Raw genomic sequence first — 13,564 nt, forward strand, 5'->3', positions numbered from 1 at the left:
CCGTTTCGCTTCCACGAAAGGGCACGTCAGTGCAGAACACACCAGCGCAGAACACACCAGCGCAGAACACCGCCGCGCAGAACACCGCCGCGCAGAAGTCCACGCCCTCCTCCGCCGGCCGTCCCCGGGACCTCCGCTGGCGTGTCGTCGACATCGTCGTGGCCAGCGTCGTGGCCGTCGCCGCCGGCATCGTCTTCTGGGCGTGGGGCATCGCGACCAATGTCCTCGGCGTCGCGTTCGAGTTCCTCCCCGGGCTCGGCGGCCTCCTCGGCGGCGGCTGGCTCTTCGCCGGCGTGCTCGGCGGCCTCATCATCCGCAAGCCCGGCGCGGCGCTCTACACGGAGCTGCTCGCGGCGGTCGTCTCGGCGCTGATCGGCACGCAGTGGGGCTTCGCCGTCCTGCTCTCCGGCCTTGTCCAGGGCCTCGGCGCCGAGATCGTGCTCGCCCTCTTCCTCTACCGCAGCGGACGCTCGCTCGTCGCGATGCTCGCCGGAGCGGGCGCGGGCCTCGCCCTCGCCGTCAACGACCTGCTGGTCTACTACCCCGCCGTCGACGACCTGTTCCGCACGGTCTACGTCGTCTCGTCGCTCGTGTCCGGCGCCGTCCTCGCCGGCCTCCTGCCCTGGTTCGCGGTGCGCGGCCTCGCCGCCTCCGGGGCGCTGGACCGCTTCGTCTCCGGCCGGGAGGGCCGCGTGGTCGAGGGGGCGGGCGCGGGCGCTCGATGAGCGGCGCGTCGATCCGGGCCCGCGGCTGGAGCTGGCGCCACGCGGGCCGGTCGACCGCGGCCGTGACAGGGCTCGACCTCGAGGTGCGGCCGGGCGAGCGCGTCCTGCTCCTCGGCCCGTCCGGCGCGGGCAAGAGCACCCTCCTGCACGCGCTGGCCGGGGTGCTCGGCGGCGAGGAGGACGGCGCCGACGAGGGCGAGCTGAGCATCGACGGCGCCTCGCCTGCGGAGCGCCGCGGAGTGGCCGGACTCGTCCTCCAGGACCCGGACACCCAGGCCGTGCTGGCCCGCGTCGGCGACGACGTCGGCTTCGCCTGCGAGAACCTCGGGGTGCCGCGCGCGGAGATCCCGGCGCGGGTGCGGCGCGCGCTCGACGACGTCGGTCTCGACGTCGCCCTCGACCGCTCGACGTCCGCGCTCTCGGGCGGGCAGAAGCAGCGGCTCGCCCTCGCCGGCGTCCTCGCGATGCAGCCCCGCCTGCTGCTGCTCGACGAGCCGACCGCGAACCTCGATCCGCGCGGCGTCGAGGAGGTGCGCTCCGCGGTCGAGCGGACCACGGCGCGCACCGGCGCCACCCTGATCGTCGTCGAGCACCGCGTCGACGTCTGGATCGACCTCGTCGACCGGATCGTCGTGCTCGGCGCCGACGGCACGGTCGTCGCGGACGGCGAGCCGCGTCCCGTGATCGAGCGCGCCCGCGGTGTCCTCGTGGCAGCGGGTGTCTGGCTCCCCGGCGAGCACCCGGAGCGGCGCGTCGAGTCGCCGGCACCCGCATCGACCGCCCTCACCGCCGCCGCGCTCGATCTCGCCCGCCCCGTGTTCGGCCGCCGCACGCCGCCCCTCATCGCGACGGGCCTCGACCTGACGATCGACGCCGGCCGGGTGACCGCAGTGCTGGGCCCGAACGGCGCGGGCAAGTCCACGCTCGCCCTGACGCTCGCCGGTCTCCTCCCGCCGGCCGGGGGCGAGGTCGCGGCCTCCCCGTCGGTGCGCGACGGAGCGTCGCCGCACCCGCACCGCTGGAGCTCGCGACAGCTCGCCGATCGGGTCGCGATGGTCTTCCAGGAGCCGGAGCACCAGTTCCTCACGGCGCGGGTGCGCCAGGAGCTGCACCTCGGCGCTCGCGACGAGGCGGAGCGGCGCCGCGCCGACGAGCTGCTCGAGCGCCTGGGCCTCGCGCACCTCGCCGAGGCGAACCCCTTCACCCTGTCCGGCGGTGAGAAGCGGCGGCTCACCGTCGCGTCGGCGCTGGTCCGGCGTCCTGCCGTCGTCGTGCTCGACGAGCCGACCTTCGGCCAGGACCGGCGCACCTGGGACGTGGTCGTCGACCTGCTGGCCGAGCTGCGCGCGGACGGCCGCGCCGTGCTCGCCGTCACCCACGACGAGCACCTGGTGTCGGCCCTCGCCGACGCGGTGGTCCGCCTCGGCGAGCCGACGGTGGTGACTGGATGACGCTCCTGGACGCGATCCCGGCCCGCGGCCGCATCGCCCGCGCCAACCCCGTCGCGAAGCTCGTCGCGAGCCTCGTCATCGCCGTCGTCCTCATCCTGACGGTCGACGTCGTGTCCGCGGCGACCGCGCTCGCGCTCGAGCTGCTCGCGCTGCCCTTCGTCGGGCTCAGGTTCGGCGACCTGGTGCGCCGCACTGCTCCGGTCTGGATCGCGGCGCCGCTCGCGGGCATCACGACGGTGCTCTACGGCCGCGACAGCGGCGCGGTGCTGGGGCAGTTCCTCTTCGTCTCCGTCACCGAGGGCTCCGTCGCCCTCGGCGCCGCGATCGCCCTGCGCGTGCTCGCCATCGGCCTGCCGAGCGTCGTGCTGATCGCGACGACCGATCCGACGGATCTCGCGGACGGGCTCGCGCAGATCCTCCGGCTGCCGGCGCGCTTCGTCCTCGGCGGCCTCGCCGGGATGCGCCTCGTCGGCCTGCTCACCGACGACTGGCGCACCCTCGCGATGGCGCGCCGGGCGCGTGGCGTGGCCGACGGACGCGGACCGATCGCGGCGCTGAGGAGTCTCGGTGCCCGCAGCTTCTCGCTGCTGGTGCTGGCGATCCGGCGCGGCAGCCGCCTGGCCACGGCGATGGAGGCGAAGGGCTTCGGCTCGGACACGCCGCGGACCTGGGCGCGGGAGTCGCGTCTGGGCGCGTTCGACGGGCTGCTGATGCTGGGCGGCGCGGCGATCGCGGCGGTCGCGGTCACCGCGGCCGTGCTGACCGGCGCCTGGAGCTTCGTGCTGAATGGCTGACCCGAAGCACCTCACCGGGGCGACCGCGCGGATGCTCGCCGCCGGCCTCGTCGCCCGCCGGGCGCGCACGGTGCTGCTCGACGGCCCGAGCGGCTCGGGGAAGTCGACGTTCGCGCGGGCGCTGCTGGCGGAGCTGTCGCGGTCCGCCCGCGCTCCTGCGGCGACGCTCGTGCGGATGGACGACGTCTACCCCGGCTGGTCGGGGCTGGACCGCTCGGTCGCGATCGCGGCGGACCGGATCGTCCGGCCGCATGCGCTCGGGCTCGGCGCGCGCTGGCAGGCCTGGAACTGGGCGGCCGCCACGGCCGCTGGCCCGCGCACCGCCGAGGCACCGCTCCTCCTGCTCGAGGGCTGCGGCGCCGCGGGGGAGCGGAGCCGGCGCTTCGCCGATCTCACCGTCTGGATCGAGGCGGACGAGGCGCAGCGGAAGCAGCGCGCGCTCGCCCGCGACGGCGCGCTCTTCGAACCGCACTGGGACTCCTGGGACGAGCAGTTCCGGCGCTACTGCGCGCGGGAGCGTCCCCGCGAGGGCGCCGACCTGGTGCTGGACTCGAGCGACCCGGAGGCCATCGCTCCAGGCTGAGGGGTCAGGCCCAGCCGAGCTCGTGCAGCCGGTCGTCGTCGATGCCGTAGAAGTGCGCGATCTCGTGCACGAGGGTGACGTGGATCTCGTCGCGCAGCTCGTCGAGGGTCTCGCAGGCGGCGAGGTGCGGCTCGCGGTAGAGGATGATCCGGTCGGGCATCTCGCCGAAGCCGTAGCGCTCGCGCTCGGTCAGCGCGACGCCGTCGTAGAGCCCGAGCAGATCGAGCGAGCCGTCCTCGGGACGGTCCTCGACCACGAAGACCACGTTCTCGAGCCCGTCGACCATGTCGTCCGGGAGGGCGTCGAGCTCGGCGACGACCAGCGTCTCGAACTCGGCCTCGTCGAGGGTGAGCATCGCCTGGCCTCTCGTCGTCGATCGGGTAGGGGAGCGGTCGGATCTCCGGCGGTGGAAAGACGGAAGGCCCGGAGCCATCGACTCCGGGCCTTCCGAGCTGGTTCTTCTACAACTGGGGTGAGTAACGGGGCTCGAACCCGCGACCTCCTAGACCACAACCAGGCGCTCTGCCAACTGAGCTATACCCACCAGGACGGTGTTCCGCGGGGCGAACCCGCGAAGCAACTGTACGAGAGTACTACATCCGCGAGGCGAACTCGTCCACGACGGCGGCCGAGACGGCCTGCACCTCGGCGGAGGTGGGGCCCGGCTCGGGGACGAAGACGGCCCGGCGGTAGAAGCGGAGCTCGCGGATGCTCTCGAGGATGTCGGCGAGGGCGCGGTGGCCGCCGTGCTTGGCCGGGGCGTTGAAGTAGATGCGCGGGAACCAGCGGCGGGCCAGTTCCTTCACGGTCGAGACGTCGACGTTGCGGTAGTGCAGGTGCGCGTCGAGACGCGGCATGAACTTGACCAGGAACGCCCGGTCGGTGCCGATGGAGTTGCCGGCGAGCGGCGCCTGCTGCTCGGCGGGGACGTGCTTGAGCACGTACTCGAGCACCTCGTACTCGGCCTCGGCGACGCTCACGCCGTCCGGGATCTCCTTCAGGAGGCCCGACGTCTCGTGCATGTTCCGGACGAAGTCGCCCATGTTCTCCAGCGCCGACGCGTCGGGGCGGATGACGATAGACAGCCCCTCGTCGAGGGGTTCGAGATCGAAGTCGGTGACGATCACGGCGATCTCGACGAGCTCGTCGACGGCGAGGTCGAGTCCCGTCATCTCGCAGTCGATCCAGACAAGACGGTCGGGGGCGCTACTCATGCGCCGAAGTCTATCCGCGGCCACCGACACGGCCGGGGCGGCGGGGGAGCGCCTCCTAGAATCGTTCTCCGTGATGATCCTCGTCTGCGTGCTGCTGATCGCCAACGCCGTCTGGAACGCCGTCGTCTGGCCGCCGTTCCTCCGCCGGGTGCGCAAGGACCCGCGGGCCCGCGACGCGTCCGGCCGCGCCACGACGTTCCTCCGCGTCCACACGATCCTGATCGGCGTCTCGCTGCTGCTTGCGGCGGTGTCCCTGGTCGTCGGCGTGCTCGGTCTCGTGCGGGGCGCCTGACCCGGTCCCGCTGCCGGCGCCGTGGCGACGCCGCCTCGTGGAGGCGCCGTAGTAGCCTGGCGAGACGCCCCCGTAGCTCAGCGGATAGAGCAGCAGCCTTCTAATCTGACGGTCGCAGGTTCGAGTCCTGCCGGGGGCACGAAAACGCTGGGACCCGGCCGGTCGCGGGGTCGCGTGAGACGTCCAGCCATCGCTTACTCATCGGAAACGTAGTGCAGCGCCCGCCCGCGACTGCTGATATCGGATGCGTCGCAGACGTACTCTGGCCGTGGCCGCTCGCGAACGCCAGGACGTCGAGGTCGATCATCCGCTCCCTCCGCGGCGGTCTGTCTCGGCGCCGTGACGGAAGTGGCCCGTCTCCGGCCCGGCCGCTTCCTCGTCGGCGTCGCGGTAGTCCTAAACGGACGAGTCGACGAAGACACGGGGGAGTTGGGGGTAGTTCGGATCGTAGGCGACTCCTATCTGACGTTCGTGCATCCGACCACCGACATCAGCGCTCCGCGCCGCGCCACGCGAGGAACGCCCCCGCGACGTCGTGCAGGGTGTCGCCGCCGCCAATGACCCAGCTGTCGCGGCTGATTATGCGTGCGTATGTCGTGAAGCCTTGATAGTCGCCAAGGCAGATCCAGCCGAAGTGTTCGCGCTTGTCGCAAGTAGACCACTCATCGGGAGTACCAATCGCCGGGTAAGGTTCGCGACAACAGGGTCGTGCAATTGCGCAGGTACGTCGATACCTTGCTCGCTGACGCCGATACCGGAATCACTTGCGTGTTAACTCTACCGATAGCCTCGGGGATGCTGCTCAGTTCGGTCGTCGCGTGATCAGCTCCGCGATGCTGGTGAGTAGTTGAGTTGCTCCGGTCTCATCGACTGATTTCCCCAAATCAGGTGGTGAGCCGAGGACTCTCCTTGCGAACGCTTCGTAGACGCGCGATTGAGCCTCGTGGTCGTTCATAGGATCGACAAAGGCCAGGAAGGATCTGAGTTGGACTGCGATTCCCTCGGCCCAAACGGCAGTCTGACGATGATGTGTTGATTGTCTAGCAAGATATGCGGCCAAAGCGGATAGAGCAGAAAGGAATGCCAGGTGGTAAAGGCTCTGACGCCAATCAAACACTCCGCTGGTACTACCGGGTGCAAGATACTCAACTGCAATGAGAGCGCTTGCGGCCGCCACGACCACTCCCAGGATGGTCATCGTCGAAACTCGAAAGCGTTTTGAGGTTTTATTCTCGTCCTCGGCGTAACGGCTGAAGGCAGATTCTAAGTCCGTAGCGCCGCGCTCACCCGCAGACCTCGCCGCGTTTTCGGCTGCGGTCTCCGCCCGCTGCGCCGCATCCGCAGCAATGCCTACTTGCGTGTCAACCCGCGCACTGAGCTCCTTCAGCGCACTCGTTGCCGAGGCCTCACTAGCGAGAACCGCGAATCGCACTCGAGAAGACGAGAAGATGCGAATCAATCGAAGCGACTCGTGTGGTAGGCCTGCTGAATTTGTCAACGTGATCATCTGCTCTTCGATTAAGATAATCAAAGACTCAAGCGAAGTACTGGCTTCGGCGAAGTGATCAAGCACTTCACTGTCAGACGAAGCAATGGAAAGCCGTTCTATCTCCCTGATTGCACTATCCGCTATTTCGGTCATCGAGTCTCGCCGAAGTTGAACTATAGCCCAGGTGTGTTCGCCCGAGAGTGACTCAAGTAGATCACTGAAGATCTGTGCGATTTGCGCGGCAGTGCTGCCGTAGGGCTTGGCTCGTATCACGCCCTTCCGTTTGTCCGCAAAATAGGTGGCGTACTGAGCAATTTCTTCTGAGGATAGGATCGGGCTCTCGTCAACTTCCATGAAGCGACTCTAGCGTCGCATTCAGCAGAGAGGCGACGCGGATGTCCCATCGTTGTTCTCGAAGAATTGGCGATCGGGCATTTGTGCTTCGGTGAGGTCCGTCAGGTCGCACTGGTGGGGCCGCCGCAGCCCGAGGAGGCGAACACGAGGGCGAGGTACGACTGCGGTGGTCGACGTCCGCGCCTCGAAGCTCTTCGTCGAGAAAGGTCACACCGGCTCCGTCGCCACCACCTGGGCCGTCGTGCCCGGAGGCACCCCGATCTCCTGACGCTCCATCAGTAGAAAGACACAACTCAGGTGCTCACCCAGACCGCCACCCGGCCCGTCCCGGTCGACAACGACGACGAGTCTTACCGCGAGCCACTCCACTTCGCGGCGCTGGCCGCGGAGTACGCCCTCCTCGCCGCGGTGGCCGCGGAAATAAAGGAGCGGCAGGAGTCAATCGCGAAGCAGCGGCGCGACGGCCACGGCTTCGGGACGCACGAGACGGGGAACCTTATGGTCGCGATCCAGTACAACCGCCGGCCGAACATGGCGGCGATCGAGAAGGACTACCCAACGGACTAGTGCGCCGCGATCTACGTCTCGAAATTCGACATGGCCGCGTTCGGGAAGTGAGTCGCCCCGATCATCTTCTAGAACTATCCGCTCTAGGAACCCTAGAAGGTCCTGATGAAGTGATGGGAACCGAATCAGCCCTCAGCGCCACCGCCATCGATCGTGCGGTCGAACGTGCTGCTCGCCGTCCCCCCATCGATCGTCTCGGTAGCTGCCTCGAGGTGCTCGATCCGCTCCAAGAGGTGACCGACCATCGCGGTGAGGTAGGAAATCGTCGTCGTTTCTTGGTACTCCCTGTCGGCTTCTGTGCCGACAGTGATGGACATTCGCGGCGCACGCATCTGCTGCACGCGGTTCACGTCGGCGTAGTAGTCGGCGGAGGTCTTGCGCTCAAATTCGTCAGGCATGGCGGGACTCTACAGGCGGTGGCCCCTCGCTGACTATCACCGTTCTCTTTTGTGACGCGGGCGGTTCTTCGTCCGGCGCGACGTCGGCCTCGGGCTCGTCGTCCGCATGGCAGCGAACCACTGAACTCTCGCGACCGAAACCCACAACACCAGCTACCCGGAAACCGACCACGAGTGTGCCAGCTTCTTCGTCGACCGGATCAACTTCATGGCCGGCGCCGGCACCCGCATGGGCGAGGTCTTCGCCCTCCGTTGGACCGACGTCGACGTGTACGCCGCGACCGCGACGATCAACGGGACCACCCTCTGGACCGAGGGCGCCGGCATGAGCGTCCAGACGCACCCGAAGTCGTCGACGTCGCGGCGCCGCCTCCTGCTCCCCGACTTCGTCGCCGAGATGCTCGCCGCCCGCGACCGCGACGGCGAGCTCGTGTTCCCGTCCCTGTTCCTCGACCGGTCGACGTCCGCGACCCGAACAAATTCCGGAAGCAGCTGCGCCGCTTTACTGCGGGCACCGAGTGGGACTGGGTGACGCCGCACACCTTCCGCAAGTCCGTCATTACGCTCGTCGAGGACCTCGGCGAGGTGTCCCGGCAGCTCGGCCACGAGGGCGTCAAGATCACCGAGCGGCGCTACCGGGTGAAGACGCACGAAGGCCCCGACCTCCGCGCACGCCTGCAGCTCACGGCCACCGGGTGACGGGGGTCGGGGCGCTCATCGTTTAGTCGACGGAAACAGGGCCAGGAGCCGCGATCGGCGACCAGGCACCGCGAGATAGCGGGACCGATTCGGCCTGATCAGCGGCAGTAATGAGGAGGGTCGGCCACGGGGTCGGCAAGACATCGACCGGTAATCTGACGGTCGCAGGTTCGAGTCCTGCCGGGGGCACTTCCGCGTCACGACGACCGCGGCGATCGCTCCGCCCGCCCGTCGGATCCTCTCCGTCGAGCCCCGTCCGCTCGTGCCACCCGGACGCGGGTCGGCAGGTCCCCCGGACGCGGGCTCGCGGTCCGCGCGGCGCTAGCACAGTGCAGATATCTGAGCAACACCGGCGTGTTTCGCCGCATCAGCCGTTTCGCCCCTCCACCCGCCCCTAGGCTGATCGAGCACCGGAATTACAACGACGTAAGAAACGGAGGTACGACCATGTTGCTCCTCGCCATCCTCGGCGGAATCGCCGTCGCGTGGACGATCATCGCGGCGCCCCTCGCTGTGCTGGTCGGTCGAGTCGCTCGTGCTCGAGATGCGCACGTCTGAGGCGTACGAACTGCACCACGGAGAAGGCCCCGATCGCACTCGCGATCGGGGCCTTCTCTTCTTCCCGGGGACGGCTACTCGGCCGGGCGGGTGGTCGCGGCGCTCTGATCGCGTTCGGCTGAGCGCTCGTCCGGCTCCTCCGCGGAGTCCGCCTCCGTGCTCGTGACGCGCTGCTCGACGGGCGGCAGCTCCTCGACGGGCCGCTCGCGCGACGGGACGTCGAGTCGGTCGACGTCGGCCATGAGTCGGCGCGTTTCGTCGTTGTGCGGTCCGTCGGAGACGGGCGGCAGGACGATGGTCGGCGTCGACGGCCGCTCGAAGGCGGTGGTCGGCTCGGTCGAACTGGCGCCGACGACCACCGGGGTGGCCGCCGCCGTGGAGGGAGTCGGACGGACGGGCTCCGGGGCGCGGTCGGCCGAGCCCTCCGTCGAGCCCGACGTCGACCCGGTGGTCTTCGCGGCCTCGGGGCGCGAGGTCTCCGAGAAGCGCCAGCGCTCGAGGTCGGCGAGGAACGCCTTCCGGGCGCGGTTCGGCTTGTCGCGCCAGAGCACGAGGCGGTCGCGGAACTCGCCGACGCTCGCCTGCGTCTGGTACCCGCCGGTCGACGAGGTGTGCTTGAGGTCGGCGAGCTCGTGCGCGGCCCAGTTGGCGGCGACTCCCGAGCCCTTGACGGGGAGCAGGCGGAGGTGCGTCTCGGCCTGCGCGGCGGCTCGATCGCTCAGGATGCGCTCGGACTGGCTGAGCACGTTCCAGGCGGAGGCGTCGACCGCGGCATCGATCAGCGTCGCAATGACCGCGTTCTTGCGCTCGTGCTCCTGCTGCCGGATGAGGCGCGCGATCGCCGAGCGGAGGACGAGCGCAGCCAGGATCACCCCAATGATCACGGCGAGGAGGACGAGTGCGCCGACGAACACCGACTGGCGCCCTTCAGCCGTCTGGACCCAGGTCACGAATTCGTTCCACCACTGCATGAGCCGAACGTTAGCCCGGGGCCCGGCGGCACACCGGTCAGGCGCGCCGCCCCCCGGGGGATCGGCGCGCCGAGCCGGGGCTCAGGCGACCCGGAAGACCTCGACGGCGTCCTCGACGCTCCAGAACTCGCCGATCTCGGCGCCGGCCGGCATGCCCGCGCGCAGCAGCCGGGCGCGGTACTTCTCGCCCTGCGGGCCCTCGACGAGCTCGACGTGCCCGACTATCGAGCCGGCTCCGGTGCTCACGCGCCAGAGGCGGGCGTTCACACGGGTGAGGGTGGGCGGGACGCGGGTGGCGTGAAGGGTGGTGAGGGACACTGCTTCCTCCTGCTGGTCGTCGAATGCGGGAGCACCCACCGGCCGAGTGCTCTCGCAGACTACGAGCGACCACCGACATCGCCGCCGGACCGCGGCGGCCGGTTCGGAGACGTCAGCCGGGAGCGTCAGTTCAGCGACGTCCCGTGCACCGCGAACTCCTCGATCGCGGCGGTCTCCGACTCGGTCAGCGGTCCGGCCTCGAGGGCCGCCACGTTCTGCTCCAGCTGGGCGACGCTCGAGGCGCCGATGATGGCGCTGGTGACCGTCGGCACGCGCAGGACCCAGCTCAGGGCGAGCTGCGCGAGGGTCTGGCCGCGGCCCTCGGCGATCGCGTTCAGACCGCGGGCCCGCTCGAGGTACTTCTCGTCGATCCGATCGGAGGAGAGGAAGCGCGAGGTCGCCGCGCGGGAGCCCGCGGGCACCGTGCCGTCGAGGTAGCGGTCGGTCAGCAGGCCCTGGGCGAGCGGCGAGAAGACGATGCAGCCCGTGCCGATCTCGTCCAGGACCGGGAAGAGGCCGTCCTCGATGTGGCGGTCGAAGAGGGAGTAGCGCGGCTGGTGCAGCAGCAGGTGCACGCTGCTGCCGGCCAGGGCGGCCTCGGCGGCGCGGGTCTGCTCCGGGCTGTAGTTCGAGATGCCGACGTAGAGCGCCTTGCCCTGCTCGACGGCCGAGACCAGCGCGCCCATCGTCTCCTCGATCGGCGTCTCGGCGTCGGGGCGGTGCGAGTAGAAGACGTCGACGTAGTCGAGTCCGAGCCGGGTCAGGCTCTGATCGAGCGAGGAGAGCAGGTACTTCCGCGAGCCGCCGTCGCCGTAGGGACCCGGCCACATGTCGTAGCCGGCCTTGGACGAGATGATCATCTCGTCGCGGTAGGGGCGGAAGTCCTCGGCGAACAGGCGGCCGAACGCCGTCTCGGCGGCGCCGTAGGGCGGGCCGTAGTTGTTCGCGAGGTCGAAGTGGGTGATCCCCAGGTCGAACGCGCGGCGCAGGATCGCGCGCTGGGTGTCGAGGGGACGATCGGATCCGAAGTTGTGCCAGAGGCCGAGCGAGAGGGCGGGCAGCTTCAGCCCGCTCCGTCCAGCGCGTCGGTAGTCCATGGCGTCGTAGCGGGCGGGGGCGGCGTCGTAGCTCACGCGCCGACTCTATTCCAGCGCCCGAGCCGTGCGGAATGCGCACAGCCCCGGAGGTGTTGGATCGAGAGACGTGCCCGGCACCCCGGCCGCGTCGATGCGACAGGAAGTGAGTCACACGCAATGCGCACATTCGTACTCGCCGGAGGATGCTTCTGGTGTCTGGACGCCGTCTACCGCGTCCTCGACGGCGTGACCGACGTCGTCTCCGGCTACACCGGCGGAGCGACCCCGAACCCCGACTACGAGTCCGTCTGCACGGGCCGCACCGGGCACGCGGAGGCCGTCGCCGTCACCTTCGACCCCGAGGTCATCCCGGAGCAGGTGATCCTCGACGTGTTCTTCACGCTGCACGACCCGCGGCAGCTCAACCGCCAGGGCAACGACGTCGGGACGCAGTACCGCTCGGCCATGTACTACTCCTCCGACGAGGAGAAGGAGCTGTTCGAGACCGCCCGCGACCGCGCCTCCGAGTGGTGGGACGGCCCGATCGTCACCGAGATCGCGCCGCTGAGCGTCTATCACGAGGCCGAGGACTACCACCAGGACTTCTTCGCCAAGAACCCCGGCCAGGGCTACTGCCTCGCGGTGGCGCTGCCGAAGGTGAACAAGATCCGCAGGTCGTACTCCAAGTACATCCTCGCCTCCTAGCTCTCCTCCCCAGGCGACGATGTCGCCGGCTCTCCACCGAAGGGCCCGCCTCCACCACGGAGGCGGGCCCTTCGTCGCGACACTGTCCCTGCGTCGCCCGGGTGGTTCCGGCCCCCTCCGCCCGGGCGGCGTCCCCGTCGCAGTCGCGTCGGGAGCAGAGGAGCGCCGCCCGTGGGCGGCGACCGAGGAGAGGACAGCAGCATGACCGACACCCTGACCGTCATCGGAGTCATCGGGACCGAGCCGCGCAGCGTCGACACGGCGAGCGGCACCGCGATGACGACCTTCCGCCTGGCGTCCGCCCAGCGGCGCTACGACCGCTCCACTCAGCGCTGGGTGGACGGCTCGACCAACTGGTACACCGTGAACGCCTTCAACGGGCTGGCGGGCAACGCCCTGGCCTCGCTCGCGCGCGGCGACCGCGTCCTCGTCACCGGGCGCCTCTCCGTCCGCTCCTGGGAGTCCGGCGGCAAGACGGGGACGGACGTGAGCGTGATCGCCGAGGGCCTCGGCCACGACCTGGCCTGGGGCACGACCCGCTGCACCCGGACGGTCGGGCGGGCGAAGGCGGCAGCCCCCGAGGCGGCAGCGCCGGAGGCGGCCACGACCGGCGCGAGCGGCTGGAGCCCGGAGGCGCCGGCCGCCGTCGAGGGCGCGACCTCCGCGTCCTCCGGCGGCGACTGGGGCGCAGCGCGCGCCTCCGCGTCGGAGCCGTCCGAGGCCTCGTTAGACTCGGCCGACGCCCCGTTCTGACGCGGCGTTCGGCGTGCGTCCGGCCGCCGCGGGAGGGATTCGAGTGAGCACACGGACCGTCGTCCGCGCCGGCCTGCGAGCGGGAGCGGTGCTCGCGCTGCTGACCGGGATCGCCGGCTGCACGGCCCCCGCCGCGCCTCCCGCCGCGGAGAGCCCGTCGGCGTCGGCCGCCCCGTCCACCGAGGAGCCGGCCACCCCGGTCGCGCTCGTGCCCGGCGGCACCGCCGAGGAGAACCTCCCCTTCTTCCGGGAGATCGTCACCGCCGCCGCCGGCTCCGACCCGGAGACGCCCGGCCGGAGCGTCGTCGACGCTCTCGTGGCCGCCGGCTTCGCGAAGGAGTCGATGCAGCTCACCGCCGACGAGACCTCGGTCGGCCTCGAGGCGGACTCCGTGCAGGTCTCGGTGAAGGCGAGCGACGCCTGCCTCATCGGGCAGTACGGGCCGAAGGTGGACGGCGTCCGCGCGGTCGTCGCAGCGCCGATCGCGACCGGCGCCTGCCTCATCGGCAGCACCGTCCCGCTCGACGGCTGAGCCGACGGCCGGAGCCGGAGCAGCGAGCCGAACGCTCCGCGCGTCCAGCCGGTATCCTCGGTACCGGCCCGGCCTCCGACCTTCC

General features: G+C 70.1%; 18 protein-coding genes and 2 tRNA genes. 12 read left to right on the plus strand and 8 right to left on the minus strand.

Annotated elements, in window-relative coordinates; all coding sequences use genetic code 11:
• The first annotated feature begins 29 nt into the window (after nt 1–29).
• Genes EDF43_RS17520 through EDF43_RS17535 form a run of 4 tightly spaced genes read left to right on the plus strand, consistent with a single transcriptional unit; the run spans nt 30 to nt 3,553 of the window.
• Nucleotides 30–725, plus strand: a complete 696-nt coding sequence (locus EDF43_RS17520; RefSeq protein WP_132437861.1) for an ECF transporter S component — start codon at nt 30–32, stop codon at nt 723–725.
• The gene (locus EDF43_RS17525; protein ID WP_165909164.1) at nt 722–2,176 is read left to right on the plus strand and encodes an ATP-binding cassette domain-containing protein; all 1,455 of its coding nucleotides are present in this window, start codon (nt 722–724) and stop codon (nt 2,174–2,176) included. The genes EDF43_RS17520 and EDF43_RS17525 overlap by 4 nt, the downstream gene beginning before the upstream one ends.
• The gene (locus EDF43_RS17530; protein WP_132437863.1) at nt 2,173–2,970 is read left to right on the plus strand and encodes an energy-coupling factor transporter transmembrane component T; all 798 of its coding nucleotides are present in this window, start codon (nt 2,173–2,175) and stop codon (nt 2,968–2,970) included. The genes EDF43_RS17525 and EDF43_RS17530 overlap by 4 nt, the downstream gene beginning before the upstream one ends.
• Nucleotides 2,963–3,553, plus strand: a complete 591-nt coding sequence (locus EDF43_RS17535; RefSeq protein WP_207901825.1) for an AAA family ATPase — start codon at nt 2,963–2,965, stop codon at nt 3,551–3,553. The genes EDF43_RS17530 and EDF43_RS17535 overlap by 8 nt, the downstream gene beginning before the upstream one ends.
• Nucleotides 3,554–3,557: 4 nt before the next feature.
• On the opposite strand, the gene EDF43_RS17540 is transcribed toward EDF43_RS17535, so the two are convergent.
• The 3 genes from EDF43_RS17540 to orn form a co-directional block, all read right to left on the minus strand.
• Nucleotides 3,558–3,908 (minus strand): metallopeptidase family protein, encoded by a 351-nt coding sequence (locus EDF43_RS17540; protein ID WP_123445773.1) that lies wholly within the window; start codon nt 3,906–3,908, stop codon nt 3,558–3,560.
• A gap of 113 nt (nt 3,909–4,021) precedes the next feature.
• Nucleotides 4,022–4,097, minus strand: a tRNA-His gene (locus EDF43_RS17545).
• Between the two features lie 49 nt (nt 4,098–4,146).
• A complete protein-coding gene (gene orn / locus EDF43_RS17550; protein WP_123445774.1) occupies nt 4,147–4,767 on the minus strand; it encodes an oligoribonuclease in 621 nt (206 codons plus the stop codon).
• Between the two features lie 73 nt (nt 4,768–4,840).
• Between orn and EDF43_RS17555 the strand changes: the two genes are divergently transcribed.
• The gene (locus EDF43_RS17555) at nt 4,841–5,059 is read left to right on the plus strand and encodes a hypothetical protein (RefSeq protein ID WP_207901830.1); all 219 of its coding nucleotides are present in this window, start codon (nt 4,841–4,843) and stop codon (nt 5,057–5,059) included.
• Between the two features lie 66 nt (nt 5,060–5,125).
• Nucleotides 5,126–5,198 (plus strand) — tRNA-Arg (locus tag EDF43_RS17560).
• 663 nt (nt 5,199–5,861) lie between these two features.
• Here the strand turns inward: EDF43_RS17560 and EDF43_RS17565 are convergent.
• Entirely contained in the window at nt 5,862–6,902 is a 1,041-nt protein-coding gene (locus EDF43_RS17565) for a hypothetical protein (protein ID WP_132437865.1), read from the minus strand.
• Nucleotides 6,903–7,199: 297 nt separating this feature from the next.
• On the opposite strand from EDF43_RS17565, the gene EDF43_RS17570 reads away from it, so the two are divergent.
• Nucleotides 7,200–7,469, plus strand: coding sequence for a hypothetical protein (locus EDF43_RS17570; protein WP_132437866.1), 270 nt, complete (start codon nt 7,200–7,202; stop codon nt 7,467–7,469).
• Between the two features lie 125 nt (nt 7,470–7,594).
• Here the strand turns inward: EDF43_RS17570 and EDF43_RS17575 are convergent, their stop codons facing one another.
• Nucleotides 7,595–7,867, minus strand: a complete 273-nt coding sequence (locus EDF43_RS17575) for a hypothetical protein (RefSeq protein ID WP_132437867.1) — start codon at nt 7,865–7,867, stop codon at nt 7,595–7,597.
• Between the two features lie 208 nt (nt 7,868–8,075).
• On the opposite strand from EDF43_RS17575, the gene EDF43_RS17580 reads away from it, so the two are divergent.
• Both EDF43_RS17580 and EDF43_RS21975 read left to right on the plus strand, forming a co-directional pair.
• Nucleotides 8,076–8,399, plus strand: coding sequence for a hypothetical protein (locus EDF43_RS17580; protein ID WP_132437868.1), 324 nt, complete (start codon nt 8,076–8,078; stop codon nt 8,397–8,399).
• A complete protein-coding gene (locus tag EDF43_RS21975; protein ID WP_165909165.1) occupies nt 8,396–8,566 on the plus strand; it encodes a hypothetical protein in 171 nt (56 codons plus the stop codon). Before EDF43_RS17580 ends, EDF43_RS21975 begins: the two co-directional genes overlap by 4 nt.
• Before the next feature lie 632 nt (nt 8,567–9,198).
• Here the strand turns inward: EDF43_RS21975 and EDF43_RS17590 are convergent.
• The 3 genes from EDF43_RS17590 to EDF43_RS17600 form a co-directional block, all read right to left on the minus strand.
• Nucleotides 9,199–10,074, minus strand: coding sequence for a hypothetical protein (locus tag EDF43_RS17590; RefSeq protein WP_165909166.1), 876 nt, complete (start codon nt 10,072–10,074; stop codon nt 9,199–9,201).
• Between the two features lie 102 nt (nt 10,075–10,176).
• A complete protein-coding gene (locus EDF43_RS17595) occupies nt 10,177–10,413 on the minus strand; it encodes a hypothetical protein (protein WP_123445777.1) in 237 nt (78 codons plus the stop codon).
• Nucleotides 10,414–10,538: 125 nt separating this feature from the next.
• Nucleotides 10,539–11,546: an aldo/keto reductase gene (locus EDF43_RS17600; RefSeq protein ID WP_132437870.1), complete on the minus strand. Its 1,008-nt coding sequence runs from the start codon at nt 11,544–11,546 to the stop codon at nt 10,539–10,541.
• Nucleotides 11,547–11,666: 120 nt separating this feature from the next.
• Between EDF43_RS17600 and msrA the strand changes: the two genes are divergently transcribed.
• The 3 genes from msrA (at nt 11,667) to EDF43_RS17615 (ending at nt 13,479) form a co-directional block, all read left to right on the plus strand.
• Complete coding sequence (msrA, locus tag EDF43_RS17605; RefSeq protein ID WP_132437871.1) at nt 11,667–12,194, plus strand: peptide-methionine (S)-S-oxide reductase MsrA; 528 nt, start codon at nt 11,667–11,669, stop codon at nt 12,192–12,194.
• A 201-nt stretch (nt 12,195–12,395) separates the two neighbouring features.
• Nucleotides 12,396–12,947 carry a single-stranded DNA-binding protein gene (locus EDF43_RS17610; RefSeq protein ID WP_132437872.1) on the plus strand — a complete coding sequence of 184 codons (552 nt, stop codon included), beginning with the start codon at nt 12,396–12,398 and terminating at the stop codon, nt 12,945–12,947.
• Between the two features lie 43 nt (nt 12,948–12,990).
• Nucleotides 12,991–13,479 (plus strand): hypothetical protein, encoded by a 489-nt coding sequence (locus tag EDF43_RS17615; RefSeq protein ID WP_132437873.1) that lies wholly within the window; start codon nt 12,991–12,993, stop codon nt 13,477–13,479.
• Nucleotides 13,480–13,564 lie beyond the last annotated feature (85 nt).

It is taken from the genome of Rathayibacter sp. PhB179, assembly GCF_004345345.1.
In the GTDB taxonomy this organism is placed as follows: Bacteria; Actinomycetota; Actinomycetes; order Actinomycetales; family Microbacteriaceae; genus Rathayibacter; species Rathayibacter festucae.

Excerpts from the sequence above, each read along its gene's own strand:
- EDF43_RS17525 (WP_165909164.1), top strand. The coding sequence starts at position 722 with ATGAGCGGCGCGTCGATCCGGGCCCGCGGCTGGAGCTGGCGCCACGCG.
- EDF43_RS17530 (WP_132437863.1), top strand. The coding sequence starts at position 2,173 with ATGACGCTCCTGGACGCGATCCCGGCCCGCGGCCGCATCGCCCGCGCC.
- EDF43_RS17535 (WP_207901825.1), top strand. The coding sequence starts at position 2,963 with ATGGCTGACCCGAAGCACCTCACCGGGGCGACCGCGCGGATGCTCGCC.
- EDF43_RS17540 (WP_123445773.1), bottom strand. The coding sequence starts at position 3,908 with ATGCTCACCCTCGACGAGGCCGAGTTCGAGACGCTGGTCGTCGCCGAG.
- orn (WP_123445774.1), bottom strand. The coding sequence starts at position 4,767 with ATGAGTAGCGCCCCCGACCGTCTTGTCTGGATCGACTGCGAGATGACG.
- EDF43_RS17555 (WP_207901830.1), top strand. The coding sequence starts at position 4,841 with ATGATCCTCGTCTGCGTGCTGCTGATCGCCAACGCCGTCTGGAACGCC.
- EDF43_RS17565 (WP_132437865.1), bottom strand. The coding sequence starts at position 6,902 with ATGGAAGTTGACGAGAGCCCGATCCTATCCTCAGAAGAAATTGCTCAG.
- EDF43_RS17575 (WP_132437867.1), bottom strand. The coding sequence starts at position 7,867 with ATGCCTGACGAATTTGAGCGCAAGACCTCCGCCGACTACTACGCCGAC.
- EDF43_RS17580 (WP_132437868.1), top strand. The coding sequence starts at position 8,076 with ATGGCCGGCGCCGGCACCCGCATGGGCGAGGTCTTCGCCCTCCGTTGG.
- msrA (WP_132437871.1), top strand. The coding sequence starts at position 11,667 with ATGCGCACATTCGTACTCGCCGGAGGATGCTTCTGGTGTCTGGACGCC.
- EDF43_RS17610 (WP_132437872.1), top strand. The coding sequence starts at position 12,396 with ATGACCGACACCCTGACCGTCATCGGAGTCATCGGGACCGAGCCGCGC.